This window comes from Kribbella sp. NPDC004536, from assembly GCF_042873835.1.
Taxonomy (GTDB): Bacteria; Actinomycetota; Actinomycetes; order Propionibacteriales; family Kribbellaceae; genus Kribbella.
Genome location: NZ_JBIALY010000002.1, coordinates 803,202 through 817,099, shown reverse-complemented (window position 1 = coordinate 817,099; position 13,898 = coordinate 803,202). Strand labels below are relative to the sequence as shown.

The window sequence follows — 13,898 nt, the reverse complement described above, 5'->3', positions numbered from 1 at the left end:
TGCCCGAGGGGGGCGATCGTGAGTCAGTCTGCGACCCAGCCGGACAGTCCGGAGTATCCCGACAACATCGACGCGGCCGTTCTGAAGATCGCCGGCGTGGTGGTGCTCGGGGCAATCATGTCGATCCTCGACATCACCGTCGTCAACGTCGCGCTGCCGACGTTCCAGGACGAGTTCGGTACGCCGCAGAGCCCGGTGCCGTACTCGACCGTCGCCTGGACCGTCACGGCGTACACGCTGGCGCTGGCGACCGTGATCCCGCTGACCGGATGGGCGGCGGACCGGTTCGGCACCAAGCGGTTGTACATGACCGCGATCTTCCTGTTCACCGCCGGTTCGGCGCTCTGCGCGACCGCGACCAGCATCAACATGCTGATCAGCTTCCGGGTGCTGCAGGGCCTCGGCGGCGGCATGCTGATGCCGCTCGGGATGACGATCATGACGCGGGCCGCCGGGCCGCACCGGATGGGCCGGCTGATGGCGATCCTCGGCGTACCGATGCTGCTCGGCCCGATCCTGGGCCCGATCCTCGGCGGCTGGCTGATCCAGGTGGCGAGCTGGCACTGGATCTTCCTGATCAACCTGCCGCTCGGCATCATCGCGCTGATCTACGCCTGGTTCGCGCTCGAACGGGACCACCCGCACCGCTCGGAGTCGTTCGACTTCCTCGGTGTCGTACTGATGTCCCCGGGTCTCGCGCTGTTCCTGTTCGGCGTCTCGTCGCTGCCGGCCAAGGGCGGTGACTTCGGTGCGCCGCGGGTGTGGGTGTCGATGCTGATCGGCGTGCTCCTGATGGGCGCGTTCGTCCTGCACTCGTTCCGGCCGGAGCACCCGCTGCTCGACCTGCGGCTGTTCCGGGACCGCAACCTGACGATCTCGATCATCACGATGTTCCTGTTCGCGGCGGCGTTCTTCGGCGGCCTGCTGCTGGTCCCCACGTACTTCCAGCAGATCCGCGGCGAGTCCACGCTGCACGCCGGCCTGCTGGTCGCGCCGCAGGGGCTCGGCGCGATGATCACGATGCCGATCGCCGGCCGGCTGGTCGACAAGATCCCGATCGGGCGGATCGTGCCGTTCGGGATCGCGCTGATCGTGATCGGCATGTTCGGCCTCACCCAGATCAGCTCGACCACCTCGTACGGCGTGATCATCGCGATGCTCGTGGTGATGGGGCTCGGGATGGGCGGGACGATGATGCCGCTGTTCACCTCGGCGCTGCGGACACTGTCCGGGGTACAGGTCGCCCGCGGTTCGACGCTGCTGAACATCAGTCAGCAGATCGCGTCGTCGTGCGGTGTCGCGACGATGTCGGTGATCCTGACCAACCACCTGAACAACTCGCCGGTGATCCCCGGGACGCAGAACATCCCCGGGCTGAGCGGCGGGCTGCGCGAGACGCAGGCCGCGATCCTCACCAACACCCGCCCGCAGAACGTCGCCCAGCTGCACCTCGACCCGGCGGCGGTCGGACGTGGTCTGGTCGACGCGGCGTCGTCGTTCGCGCACACCTACTGGGTGGCCTGGTCGCTCGTCCTGCTGACGCTGATCCCGGCCTTGCTGCTCCCGCGCAAACGCGGGGTGGCCCCGGTTGCCGACCAGGCCGACGAGGCGGTCGTCGACTAGACCTGCAACGTCACGACCCAGCGGTGGGGTGAGATCTGCCGCGTTCGAGTGAAGCCATGACGCTCGAACGCGGCCATCGGCCCGGTGTGCAGGAACGAGCCGGACACCTTGCGGTCGTCGGTCTCCTCCGGGTACCCCTCGACGATCCCGCCGCCGTTCCGCGCGATCTCCGCGAGCGCTCCGCCGAGCGCGGCATCGGCCACTCCGCGCCCGCGCAGACCCTTCCCGGTGAAGAAGCACGTGATCCGCCAGTCGGGCAGCGCGACGAGTTCCTTGTCGTACAGCCGGCGGCTCTTGATCAACGGCACCTCGTCCGGCGTACCGAACTGGCACCAGCCGACGCAGCGGTCGCCGTCGAACACCAGCGCGTTGTGCGTGGTCCCCGCCCGGACCCGTTCCTCCTTGTCGGCCCGGTTCTGCGCCGCCGTCCGGTCCTTGCCGAGCTTGACGTGAAAGCCCATGCACCAGCACCCACCCCAGACGCCGTTGTTGGCCTCCACCAGCTCCGCGAACGCAGCCCAGGTCTCCTCGGTCAACATCCGTACCTTCATGACTCCATTAAATGGTGTGACGCAGCACGATCGTGACCCGGCTCGTGCCGCGCGGCACCTGGATCGTTCCGGCGGACTGGTTGACCGTCGACTTCACGGAGACGTTCGCGATGTTGTTGCGTAGCGCCGGTAGTTCGATGCTCGTGGTCGGTGCCTTGCCGCTGAACTGGATCGTCAGGGTCTTTCCGGCGACCGAGAGTTGATAGCCGAAGCGACCGCCGCTGATCGGGTAGTTGTTCAGTCCGATCTTCTGGTCGTTCCCGCGCAGCCACTCGTCCGGTACGCCGCGGCCGACGATCACCGAACCGTCGGACTTCTCCGCGATCAAGGAGTCGAACAGCACCTTCGTCGCGGTCGACTGGCCCCACATGTGCTGGTTCGACCCACCGCCGCCGGCCGCATGGTCGATGTTCCACGGAGACGTCGCGCTCGGGTAGTCGACACCCTCCCACCAGCCGAACGGCCCGCTCATGCTCTTGTCGATCATGAACTGGTACGCCTTGATCCCGAGGTCCCGGTACTGCTCACCGCGGAGCGCCGCGCTCCCGTAGCCGGCGTTGTACGCGCTCGAGAAGTACCCGTGCGGATATCCGCCGAAGTTGTAGATCGTGTCCGAGATGTCCTTGCGCCGCTCGAACCCGTGCGTGTACGTGTCGTCGATCTTGGTGAACATCGACCCGGTCTGCTCCGCGCCGAACAGGTAGCCGTCCCAGGCCCACCGTCCGAACAGGAACATCGACGCCCAGTTCGCGTCCCGCGGGTCCTTCCGCGGACCGGTCTCGTTCGGCTCGACCATCGAGATCGGCAGGTAGTCGAGCTTGTACTGCGCCATCGTCTGGTCGATCCGGTCCGTTGCCACGCGCAACAGGTCGTCGTACTGCGCCTTGGCCCACGCCGCCTCGCCGGTTTCGCCCAGTGCCGTGGCCAGATAGCGGTACGTCGTCAGGCCGGTCAGCGCGGCCCAGTTGTCGATCGTCCAGTACCCGTGCGAGTCGATCGCGTTGGTGGCCTTGATGATGCCCTTGCCGCCGTCGATCCGGTCGGTCTCGATCGTGTGCGTGTTCTTCTTGATCGTCTCGAACCGCTCGCGGACGAAGTCCCTGTCGCCGGTGCGCTGCAGGTAGAGCGCGTACGGCCAGGAGTACTTCCACTTCGCGTCGTCGTACTGCAGCTGGGCCGGCAGCGACGTCAGGTAGTCCTTGGCGTAGGTGAAGTCGCCGATCGTGAGCAGCGTCGACACGATGCCGATCGTGTCGTGGTCGAACATCTCGTCGTACCCGTTCTCACCGACGTGCAGTTCCTTCGTACCGTTGATGTCGTCGCGGATGATCAGCGTGTAGATGAACCCGGCCTTGTACGCGTTGATCAGCCGCTGGTCCGGCAGGTCGGTGATGTTCGCGATCGCGGACAGCCGGTCGTTCCAGTACGTCCGCATGTGCCGGTAGTGCTGGTCGAACCCACCGAGCTGCTTCACCTGGTCGGCGGTCGGCCAGTCGTACGTGCCGTCGAACCGGTCTGCCGCCACGGCGTAGTCCCGTACGACGGTCTGCCCGGCGCCGATCGTCGTACCGGCGTCGTTCAACGGCGTCAGCAGGTTCGACACCCGCGGCAGCCGGGCCTCGCCGGAACCGGTGTTGGTGACGGTCATCCGGGAGTACGCGATCTCGAAACGGTTGCCGCCGACAACGGCGAGGTCGGCGAAGTTCTCGACCTTGATCTGCAGGCCTTCCTTCGCGTATTCACTGATGAAAGCCGGCAGGTACCCCTCGGCGTTGGACCACTTGATCTTGCCGGGGATGTTCGGTACGCCGAAGGTAATCATCGCGTCGCCCCGGCTGCGCAGCCGGTAGCTCCCGTCGATGAAGGCGATCGGGGCGTTCAGGTCGCCTTCCCAGCCGAACGACGACGTCAGCCCGGGGTTCGTGACGAAGGTGTACTGCGCGTTGGCGGCCGACGACAGCGCCTCGTCGTACGCCGCCTTCAGCAGCAGGTACGCGAGTCCCAGATCACTTGTCGCAGCTCGGGCGGACGCGATCTCGTTGTCCAGTTGGCGTTGCGCCGACTCACTCGCTGCGTAGACGTCGGCGGTCGCGGCCTCGTCGAGCACGTTCTGGATCAGTTGCCGGTACCCGTCGCCGGTTGCGGGCGCCAGCGTCACGCCGGCGAGCGTGACGTTGCCCGAGGCATCTGCCTTGCGGGTCAGCTGCGCGCTGATCCGCGCCGAGTCACCCGCTGCGAGGTCGAGCGAGAACACCTTGGTCACCGACGGATCCGAACTCACCAGGTCGGTGTTCACGTACGTCGGCGTCGACGAACCGTTCAGGTACACCGAGATCTTCGCCGCGGCCCGCCAGACCCCGCTGACGAACCGCACCGTCCGCGGCTCCGCGGCCGCCGGCACCGCGAGGTCGTACCCGTAAGGATCAGTGAGGTCGACCCCGGTGCCGGCCCCATCGGCGAAGAAGATCCCGCCGTGGCGCGTACCCGCCTGCTCCGCGGTCGGTGTCCCGTTGGTCCACGAGTAGCTCACCGCGTTGTCGTTCTGCGCGCCGATCGCGCCGCCGGTCTGCCGGTTCGTGACCGCGAGCCGGGGCGTCGAGTCCGGTACGCCCGCGCGCCGGTTGACCGTCGCCCCGTCCAGGTGCAGCCAGTCCGACGTACCGTCGGCGGTCAGGTTCATCGAGACCGGCGCGGCGGTCGCAGAGAATCCAGTGATTGTTGACAATCCTACGGCAGACAATGAGAGGTTCCCCGCTGCTTGCAGCTTGGTCGCGAACCGGCCCGTGACGACCACGCCCGTCCCAGGCCGGATCGTCACCGTGTAGCGCTTGACGGCCGCCGTACCACTCGCGTTGATCGGCACGCTGTAACTACCGTTGCCTGCGGCAACCGTCACCGTTCCGGTGGCCTGCCAGATCCCACCCACGAACACCAGGCGTCGTGGCGAGTCGGCGGCCGGCACGGTGATCCGGTACCCGGCGTCGTGCGCGGTCGCGTCGCCGACGGTCGTCGTGTCGTAGTTGAAGACACCACCCGTCGTGACCCCGCTCTGTCCGTTCCAGCCGAACGAGACCGGACTGTCGTCCAGCGTCGTACGGCCGCCGGCCGGGTTCAGGTCGTCGATCGCCAGCGTCGGCGCGCCGTCCTTGCGGTCGATCGACGTACCGGTCAGGTGCACCCAGTCGACGTCGCCGTACGACGGGAGGTCCATCGCGCCCGCGACACCGCGACCGCTCGGCAGGTTCTCGACGTTGACGACGAACGGGTCAGCCGGCGGGGCGGCCGCCGGTGCTGCCGGTGCTGCCGGTGCTGCCGGTGCGGAAATCAATGCGGTGACCACGAGCGCCGCGGCGGTGAGCGCCGAGAGCAGTCTGGTTCCGTGCCTCATCTTGTGTCCCTTCGGCCTGGCAGGCTGGAGTCGCGGACGATCAGTTCGGGTTCGAGCAGTACGTGATGCGGTGGCCGCGGGTCGCCGGCCATCAGGTTGTCGACGGCCTGGACGAGTTGCCGTCCGACCTCGTCGATCGGCTGGCGCAGCGTGGTCAGCCCCGGACTGACCAGGGCGGCGGTGGGCGAGTCGTCGTACCCGGTGATCGCGACGTCGACGCCTGGGCGCAGGCCACGTTCGTGCAGGGCGCGCATGACGCCGAGGGCGAGCGTGTCGGACGCGCAGACGAGGGCCGTGGCTGGGTGGGCGGCATCGAGCATGTGGTGGGCGGCCTGACGGCCGTTCTCGAGTGAGTCGACGACGGCGGCCTGGAGATCGGTGTCGAGGCCGCGCTCGCGGCAGGCGTCGAGCCAGCCCGCGCGGCGGTCCTGGCCGAGCTCGGATTCCGCGAGCCAGCCGATGTGGCCGATCCTGGTATGTCCCTGGGCAGCGACATGGGCGGTGGCGGCCCGGGTGCCGGCGCGGCCGTCGACGTCGACCCAGGCCATCTCCTCGTCGCCGTCCCAGGACCGGCCGAACGCCGCGAACGGCACGCCCCACGAGCGCAGCGCGGCGACCCGGTCGTCGTTGCGGTGCGTCTCGGCCAGGATGAACGCGTCGATCGACGTCTTCTTCAGCAGGTCGCGGTACGCCTTGATCTCACCGGCCTGGCCGCCCTCGGCGTGGCACAGGATCAGGTGGTACCCGGCCTCGACCGCGGACGCGTTCAGGACGTACAGGAAATCGTCCATCAACATCGACGCCTTGTCCGGGCGGGCCGGCCGCATCTTGAACGCGATCAGCGAGGAACTGCGGTTGCGGAGTGCCCTGGCCGACAGGTTCGGCTCGTACCCGAGCTCCTCGACCGCCGCGAGGATCCGCTTCCGGGTCTCCGGGGCGACGCGATCCGGGTTGTTCAGCGCATTGGACACCGACTGCGCCGATACCCCGGCCCGCTGCGCGACCTGCACCAGCGTCACATGCCCGTGCGGCACCGGCCCACGGCTGCTGTGCTCCATCTGCCAGCTCCTGGGATATTAACGTTAAAAGGACTGGCTGCAAGCTACTGAGCCAAAACCCGTGCCGTCAAGAGCTCAGAGTTTTAACGCTAATGCAGCCGCCGGCGCAGAACTTGCTGATCGCTTCGACTAGCTGGTCCAAGCCGGGCTGCTCGAGCGGGTAGCGGCCGGCATTGGCCAGCAACACGGTCGTGACCGGCACCTGGGTGATCCAGCCGAGGAACGCCGTCGACAGGCGCAGCGGGGTCCAGCGGTCGACGGCCAACTGGATGAGCAGCACCGGGCAGACGTCCAAGTCGTCCGGCTCGGTCACCGGCTGGTAGTTCGGGTAGGAGTCGAGGAACGCGATCGACACGTTGTGCCGGCCGACGTCGGGTCCGCGTACGTGCGTCGGGTCCGCGTACGTGCGTCGGGTCCGCGTACGTGACCCGGGTCGACGCCGATTCCGCCGACGGGCTTCCGGCTGGTACGTCGGTGGGGTTTGTGCCAGCCGCCCGGCCCTAGTGGCCCGATCGCGGTCGACGAGCAGGGCCGGATGTCCGCGTACGTGACCAGGTTCGCGGCCGGGCCGTTCACCAGCGCACGCATCTTGCTGACCCAGCGCACCGACACCGGCAAACCACGTTCCGGGATCCGCGCGAGCAGCTTCATCAGCGGAGCGCCGACGAGTCCGCTGACCGAATCGAACGCGCTCTCGACCCGAACACGCAGCGACCGCTGGTCGAGGAACGTCATCCCGACGATCCCGGCGACCTTCTGGTTCAGCGCGACCACGTGATAGGTCTCCCTACCGCCCGCCCGCACATCACGACCGTCCTCCGCCAACTCGGCGTCGATCAGGCCCGAGCCGAGCTCGACCCAGTCGTCGTACCGGACGAGTGCACCATCGGCTACCTCGGTGACGCCGTACGCCAGCTGTCAACGTACGGCGGTCTCGAACCCGTGCACGGCAAGCGGGCGTCCGAGGATCGTGCTCATCTGCCGGCCATTGGTGCCGACGCCGTGGAAGAGGATCACCTCCACCGGCGCCTCCGCGTTCCGATCGGTCTCCGGGTGGATGCGGTGTGCTGCGACCACTCCGCCGAACACCGGGGAGGTCGCCACCCGGCTGCACCTCAGCGACCGCGCCTTGCGCGAACCGCTGGCTGTCGAAGGGACATCGTTCCGCGCGCCGCTGGACGAGGTCCGCGAACGCCTCCCGGAGGAACCCTCCCACGGACCTGCCGATCGCCCGAGATCCCGGCCCCGACGCCCGGCCCCGACCCCCGGCCCCCCGACCCCGCCGCTCCCCTGACATCTCCTAGCGCCTCGGATACGTCGAGGTCTCGAGCTTCTCGCGGGTGTTCCGCCGCTGGAAGAGCGGCAGCGCGCTCGCCTTTCGCGGAACCTGCGGGGGGCAGGCGCCGTCGTAGGCCGATGTGGTCAAGGTCAGCGGGGCGGTACTTCTGGTTGTTGGCGCGGTCGGCGCCTACTGGTGGCGTTGGTGGCGGCGGCACGAGTGGCTGGAGACCGTTCGTGCGCAGGGTTGCCGGCAGGTGCCGGAGCTTCCGCACGTTGGCGTGGTGACGTTCGCCGGTGTCGCGATGTGCCTGGTTGCGGCGGGATTCTTCGCAGCAGTCCTGCGCAACTCCGGGCGGCTCGTCAGCGCGATCTGCGGGGTGCTGATGGTCGTCTGTCTGCTCGGCGCGGTCGGTGGAGGGCTGGTTCTGATCGAGACTCCGACGAAGGCCGCCGAGGGACTCGACGGTTCGGGGTTGCCCTGCCCGGCCGGCTGATGACGGCTATCAGGCAGCGGCCGCCCTTGACGCTCGCCAGCAGAACCACACACCAGGCGAGCCAGATGGCAATGATGAGGACTGTGGACACAGCGGCGCCACCCGAGGAATGCGCAGGTGCAACATCGGCCTGCATCGACGGCGGAACCCGGTCGTGCATTGCCCAGGCGCTCGCGGTGCCACCGACCGCGACGGCCGTGACGAGCAGCACGAAAGTCGTCAGCAGGCCGACGATCAACCGCTCGAGCGTCTTCACACCTCCGAGTATGAGGGCATGAACCGACAGTTTCTGGTGCAGAACGCGGCCGTCATGACGCGTCCGGAACCCGATGCGTGCCCTCCGGATCGATGCGGAAGGTGAAGCCGTGGGGTGTGGTCCATTCGAGCGCCCTGTCGTCGATGCGACGGACGGACCAGCCGCGGGCGTGGGTCTTCACCCGGTGGCCGAAGCGACCGAGCGGTGCGAGGTTGGTGGTGCTGGTTTGTCCGGGTGGGCCGAGTGGGTCGTAGGGCTGGATGTGGTCGAGGTCGATGGTGTTCGTGGTTTCCCGGGTGCCGTACGGGAAGAGCTCAACCGGATGGATCAGCTTGACGCGTTCGCGGATGCGCATCGGGATCTCGTAGGCGTTGACGCTGACGGCGTCGTTGAGGTCGATGACGGGTTTGACGACGTACGGTCCGTGGCCGACGAGTTCGGTGAGCTGGGCCGCGAGCAGAGGACCAATGGACTCGACCCGCAGCACACCGGTGCCGGTGGCGAGGGTGTGGTCGGTGAGGTGCACGACGACCTCGGTGGTGCCCGGGCGTACCGGTGCCTTGTCCGGGCTGTTCGTTCGCGCCGGGTCACGCGGGGTGCGGTAGGCGTCCTGCTTGATCTGGGCCAGGCGGGCGCGCAAGGCCCGGAGCGCCGCAGGGGTCATCGGCGCATCTGTTCCGGGGTGGCGGTCCAGGTGACGGTCCGAGTGGCGGTCCGAGTGGCGGTCCGAATGCCGGTCGTGTGTTGAGGGGTGGTTGTCGTACGGATCGGCCCGCGGGTCGGGGTCATCGGGTCCGGCAGCCTCCAGCCACAGGTCATCCGGCGGCTCCAGTTGCTCCAGAACGTCAGCTGTGTCGGACCTGCTCGCACAGCCGGCGCCGGAGCCCGGCCCGGTGGAAGCGCACTGCGTCGGCGCCGACGTGCGAGCGGACTGCGCGGACTGGGCGAGCGCGGACTCGGTCGGGGCGGGCTGGGTCGGGGTGGGCTGGGTCGGGGTGGGCTGGGTGGGGGTTTGGGCGGCTTGGGTGAGGAGTTCTTGGGTGAAGCGGGGGTCGGGGAGGATGCCGATGGCTTCGGCTCGGCGGTGTTGGATGGGGCGGGTGTCGCCCAGGGCCTTCAGGGCTTCGGCGATGGCGGTGATGGCGGTGTCGTGGCGGTTGACCGCGGTGGCGGGGGCTTTGATGTAGATGGTTTTGTTGCCGTGTTTGTCGCCGCGGCCGACGAACACGCCGCGTTCGTCGGCTGCCTCGGCGGCTTCGTCGGCGGCGCGCTGGGGATCGGCGTAGAGCTTGGCGGCTTGGGCGATTTTGTCCAGGCGGTACGGGGAGATTGTGTCGATGATCGCGGCGACGCGGCGGTCGACGTACTGCGCCGCGGCGTGGTCGAGTTTGGTGCAGGCGCGCACGATCTGGCGGGCCTTCCAGGCGGTGGCTTCGCCGGCGCGGATCCGGGCCCAGGTCAGTGGGAAGCGATGGCGGAGCGCGAGTGCGTCGGCGATCAGGTCGCGGCCGACGCCGGGAGATACCCCGATCACGACCGCGAATTCGGCGATCGCGAACTCCGCGATCTCGGGGCAGCCTTCACCGCCCAGGACGATGGCGCGTTCACGGCCGCCACTGGCGTTGCGGGTGGGGCGGGACGGGGAGGTCGAGGGGTGGAAGCGGTCGGCGTAGATCTGGGCGCACTCGAGCAGGTCGGCGTCGGCCTCGTTCGCGACCGCACGGCGACCGGCGGCCCGCTCCAGCAGGGCGCGGGTGGCGAGTGCATTCAGATCCATCTCGAACATGTGTTCGACTCTACGTGATCGCGGATCGGAAACCAAACCCGGGACAGGCCGAATCCCCTTGTCCACAAGGGAAAACCTCACATCTTGGCGAGGCCGAAAGTGGATACGCTATTCCCAGCCGGGAATTGATGGCCGCCCAGCGAAGCCGCGACGATCTGTCTATGGATTTGGATGCGAAGATCGGCGTGGTGCTGCCGACCGGGCAGGCGCAGCTCGCGACAGGTGATGATCCCCGGCGGGCCGTGAGGGTTGCTGTGGAGGCGGAGGGACTCGGGTACGACTCGGTCTGGGTCAACGACTCGGTCCTGACTCCCCGGATCGAGGCCCTGACGGCCCTGACCGCGGCCGCGGCGCTGACCGAGCGAGTCACGGTCGGTACGGCCACCTTGATGCCGGTGACCCGCCGCCCGCTCAACGCGGCGCACAGTCTGGCGTCGCTGGATCTGCTGTCCGGAGGACGGCTCGTGGTCGGGGTCGGGGCAGGCTTCCCGGGGCGGTTCGGCGTACCGCTGCATCGGTGGTCGGAGGTGCCGTGGGAGCGACGGTTCGCGCGGCTGGACGAGACGGTCGCGCTCTGGCGGCAACTGTGGACCACCGACGGGCCGGTCACCTTCCGGGGCGAGATCCTGCGGCTGGACGACGTACCGCCGACGATCCGCCCGCACACGAAGGGCGGCCCACCGATCTGGCTCGGCGGCTCCACCCCGAAGGCCCTCGAGCGGGTCGGCCGGCTGTACGACGGCTGGATCCCGTATCCGCCGAGCGTCGACGACTACGCGTCCGGCTTGAAGACCATCCAAAAGCCCGTCACCCCCGCCCTGTTCGTCTCGGTCGCAATCACCGACAGCGTCGAGCAAGGCGAGGAGCAGCTCGAGAAGTACACCCGCGCCAACTACGGAATGGGCCTCGAAGACCTCCGCCGCATCCAGGCCGTCGTCGCTGGGCCGCGACAGTACGTGACCGAGTACCTGCAGGAGTACGTCGACGCGGGGGCCCGCCATCTTGTCTGCAGGCTCGCGACGCACGGGCTCGACGACTACCGGAAACAGCTGCAACTCCTTGCAGCGTAGGGAATTGACCGCACTCCGCAGTCGTACCGGTACGTAGAGTTTCGGTCTGGACCATTTTGATTTCGTTCCGTACCCTTCGGCCAGGGAAACCATCACCGTCCGTTGTTCCCTGGGGGGAAACAAATGTTCCGCAAGCTGCTTGTGGCAGCCCTTGCCCTTGTCCTGGCCGCTGTCGCGTTCGTGTTCGTGGATCGGGCCGCCGACGCGGCCGCCGCGAGCGTCTCGATCACCGCGACGCAGGCGACCACCGGGACCACCACGCTGACCTACCGCGCGACCGTCCTGAAGGCCGGGTCGATCCGCGAGGTCACGATGGCGATCCCGGCCGGCTCCACGGGCCGCATCACGTCGATCAACGGCACCGTCAGCTCGGTGACCCGGACCGTACTGCGCTGGCGCCCGGCGCGAGCCGTCAACGTCGCCGTCGGCGCCCGGCTGGCGATCCCGTTGTACGGCCTCAAGCTGCCGGCCGGTGGCCCGTGGACCCTGGGCTTCAAGTCGATCGGTACGGCCAACCAGGTCATCACGTCCGGCGCAGGCGTCCTGCAGCCGATCCGCACGTACACGCCGCAGGTCGCGGTCGTCGCGTCCAACCCGATCCCGGGGCAGACGACGAACCTCGTCTACCAGGCGACGATCACCCGCGCCGGCACGCTGGCCGCGGTCCGGATGCAACTGCCGACCGACGCGACCGGAACGTACACGACGCTCAACGGCACGCTCGCCGTGAGTGGCGGGTTCGCGACCTGGAAGCCGAAGGCACCGATCAACGTCGCGGCCGGCGCCCGGCTCGGCATCCCGGTGAACGGCGTGAAACTGTCCCGCTTCGGCGGAACGATGAGCCTGAACGTGCAGGCGACGACGTCGACCGGCACCGTCCTGACGTCCGGCTCCACCACCGTCACGTACATCGCGCCGCCCGCCGAGATGCCCGTCCTGGCCGAGGACGCCGTCGCCGGGCCGGCCCAGGACTGCCCGAAGACCTGGCCGACCACGACCGCCGAGAACGCCAAGACGGGTACGGCGGACTGGGCGATCCAAACGCCCACGGATCCGAACCTGGCTGCCTACCTGACGAAGGTCTCGGCCGCCTGTGGCGACACGGTCGACCTGAAGGTGACGTCCGGCAACGACGTCAGCGTCGTCGCATACCGCATGGGGTACTACGCGGGCCTCGGCGCGCGCGAGGTCTGGCGGGCCGACAGCGTCAAGACCGTCGTGCAGCCGAAGCCGACCACCGGTGGTGTCAACCAGGACGGCAAGCCGCTCAACATGACGAGCGCCGCGGACTGGAGCAAGACGCTCACCATCTCGATCGACAAGGACTGGGTGCCCGGGACGTACCTGATCAAGGTCATCGACGGCACCTCAGCGACGTACGCGCCGCTGACCGTCCGCGACGACACCGGGACCAAGCACGCCCTGCTCATCCAGCAGGCGACCGCGACCTGGCAGGCGTACAACTCCTACGGCGGCGTCAGCTTCTACACCAGCCTGTCCGCGGGTTCCGGCCGGCTCACGTTCGACCGTCCGTACAACGAGGGCCAGGGCTCCGGGCAGTACCTCACACTCGAGCAGGGCCTCGTCTTCTGGGCGGAGTCGAAGGGCCTGGACGTCACGTACTGGACCGACAACGACCTCGACCAGTACGGCGGGCAGGTGAAGGACCGCGCCGGTACGTTGTTCCTGCCCGGCCACGACGAGTACTACTCGCTGCGGATGCGGGCCGCGATCAGCCAGGCGATCGCCCGCGGCGTGAACGTCGCCAACCTCGGCGCGAACACCGCGTACCGGTTGATCACGTTCACCGACGAGTCGCGGCGCGCGTGGGACATCGACCGGTACACCGACGGGTACAACTCCACCACCTGGCGGTACCAGGGCGATGCGTACGCGTCGCAGCCGCTGCTCGGTGCGGACTACATCTGCGCGGTGACGCCCGGCGACCTGACCGCGACGAGCGGCTGGTTCTTCAACGGCGTGCCGACCGGGACGAAGCTGAAGGGCTTCATCGCCGGTGAGGTCGACGACGTGTGGCCGGGGCTCTACAAGCAGCCCGGGCAGACCACGGTGGCCACCGGCAACGCGACGTGTCACACGAACGGCCGGGTCGCGCCGATGGAGACCACGGTCTACACGGCTCCGTCCGGTGCGCGCGTGCTGAACGGGTCGACGTTCGCGTACGGCTGCTTCCTGGTCGCGAACTGCCCGTCCAACTGGAACGTGACAGTCGACGCCGCGACGCAGCAGGCCGCCGCGACGATCGTCGGCAACATCACCGAGTGGGTGTCCCGCGGCGCCATCGACGTACCGTCCGACACGACGGCCGCGAAGGTACGGGTCGCAGTGCCGAAGTACAAGCTGGAGACTTCGCCACAGGGCTAACCTCGA

The 13,898-nt window shown here is 68.3% G+C and carries 11 protein-coding genes; 4 read left to right on the top strand and 7 right to left on the bottom strand.

Translation table 11 applies throughout. The features are described 5' to 3' along the window. The first annotated feature begins 18 nt into the window (after nucleotides 1-18). Nucleotides 19-1,623 carry a DHA2 family efflux MFS transporter permease subunit gene (locus tag ACFYRU_RS18660; RefSeq protein ID WP_387660147.1) on the top strand — a complete coding sequence of 535 codons (1,605 nt, stop codon included), beginning with the start codon at nucleotides 19-21 and terminating at the stop codon, nucleotides 1,621-1,623. Here ACFYRU_RS18660 and ACFYRU_RS18655 read toward each other — a convergent pair. From ACFYRU_RS18655 to ACFYRU_RS18630, 6 genes are all read right to left on the bottom strand, one after another. Further along, complete coding sequence (locus tag ACFYRU_RS18655; protein WP_387660144.1) at nucleotides 1,620-2,174, bottom strand: GNAT family N-acetyltransferase; 555 nt, start codon at nucleotides 2,172-2,174, stop codon at nucleotides 1,620-1,622. The genes ACFYRU_RS18660 and ACFYRU_RS18655 overlap by 4 nt on opposite strands. A 7-nt stretch (nucleotides 2,175-2,181) precedes the next feature. Beyond that, complete coding sequence (locus tag ACFYRU_RS18650) at nucleotides 2,182-5,562, bottom strand: sugar-binding protein (RefSeq protein WP_387660141.1); 3,381 nt, start codon at nucleotides 5,560-5,562, stop codon at nucleotides 2,182-2,184. Beyond that, entirely contained in the window at nucleotides 5,559-6,620 is a 1,062-nt protein-coding gene (locus ACFYRU_RS18645) for a LacI family DNA-binding transcriptional regulator (protein WP_387660138.1), read from the bottom strand. Before ACFYRU_RS18645 ends, ACFYRU_RS18650 begins: the two co-directional genes overlap by 4 nt. A gap of 67 nt (nucleotides 6,621-6,687) precedes the next feature. Then, nucleotides 6,688-6,933: a hypothetical protein gene (locus tag ACFYRU_RS18640; RefSeq protein WP_387660135.1), complete on the bottom strand. Its 246-nt coding sequence runs from the start codon at nucleotides 6,931-6,933 to the stop codon at nucleotides 6,688-6,690. After that, a complete protein-coding gene (locus ACFYRU_RS18635; RefSeq protein ID WP_387660132.1) occupies nucleotides 6,930-7,394 on the bottom strand; it encodes a hypothetical protein in 465 nt (154 codons plus the stop codon). Before ACFYRU_RS18635 ends, ACFYRU_RS18640 begins: the two co-directional genes overlap by 4 nt. A gap of 144 nt (nucleotides 7,395-7,538) precedes the next feature. Continuing rightward, a complete protein-coding gene (locus ACFYRU_RS18630; RefSeq protein ID WP_387660129.1) occupies nucleotides 7,539-7,724 on the bottom strand; it encodes a hypothetical protein in 186 nt (61 codons plus the stop codon). 314 nt (nucleotides 7,725-8,038) lie between these two features. On the opposite strand from ACFYRU_RS18630, the gene ACFYRU_RS18625 reads away from it, so the two are divergent. Next, nucleotides 8,039-8,395 carry a hypothetical protein gene (locus ACFYRU_RS18625; protein ID WP_387660126.1) on the top strand — a complete coding sequence of 119 codons (357 nt, stop codon included), beginning with the start codon at nucleotides 8,039-8,041 and terminating at the stop codon, nucleotides 8,393-8,395. A gap of 308 nt (nucleotides 8,396-8,703) precedes the next feature. On the opposite strand, the gene ACFYRU_RS18620 is transcribed toward ACFYRU_RS18625, so the two are convergent. Further along, nucleotides 8,704-10,437: a hypothetical protein gene (locus ACFYRU_RS18620; protein ID WP_387660122.1), complete on the bottom strand. Its 1,734-nt coding sequence runs from the start codon at nucleotides 10,435-10,437 to the stop codon at nucleotides 8,704-8,706. A 161-nt stretch (nucleotides 10,438-10,598) separates the two neighbouring features. Here ACFYRU_RS18620 and ACFYRU_RS18615 point away from each other — a divergent pair, with 161 nt between their 5' ends. Together ACFYRU_RS18615 and ACFYRU_RS18610 are read left to right on the top strand one after the other, a co-directional pair. Next, on the top strand, nucleotides 10,599-11,507 hold the full coding sequence (locus tag ACFYRU_RS18615) for an LLM class flavin-dependent oxidoreductase (protein WP_387660119.1): 909 nt from the start codon (nucleotides 10,599-10,601) through the stop codon (nucleotides 11,505-11,507). A gap of 123 nt (nucleotides 11,508-11,630) precedes the next feature. Beyond that, nucleotides 11,631-13,892 (top strand): N,N-dimethylformamidase beta subunit family domain-containing protein, encoded by a 2,262-nt coding sequence (locus ACFYRU_RS18610; protein ID WP_387660116.1) that lies wholly within the window; start codon nucleotides 11,631-11,633, stop codon nucleotides 13,890-13,892. Nucleotides 13,893-13,898: the final 6 nt, after the last annotated feature.

Coding starts and splice junctions, on each gene's coding strand:
- ACFYRU_RS18655 (WP_387660144.1), bottom strand. CDS start 2,174: ATGAAGGTACGGATGTTGACCGAGGAGACCTGGGCTGCGTTCGCGGAG.
- ACFYRU_RS18650 (WP_387660141.1), bottom strand. CDS start 5,562: ATGAGGCACGGAACCAGACTGCTCTCGGCGCTCACCGCCGCGGCGCTC.
- ACFYRU_RS18645 (WP_387660138.1), bottom strand. CDS start 6,620: ATGGAGCACAGCAGCCGTGGGCCGGTGCCGCACGGGCATGTGACGCTG.
- ACFYRU_RS18620 (WP_387660122.1), bottom strand. CDS start 10,437: ATGTTCGAGATGGATCTGAATGCACTCGCCACCCGCGCCCTGCTGGAG.
- ACFYRU_RS18615 (WP_387660119.1), top strand. CDS start 10,599: ATGGATTTGGATGCGAAGATCGGCGTGGTGCTGCCGACCGGGCAGGCG.
- ACFYRU_RS18610 (WP_387660116.1), top strand. CDS start 11,631: ATGTTCCGCAAGCTGCTTGTGGCAGCCCTTGCCCTTGTCCTGGCCGCT.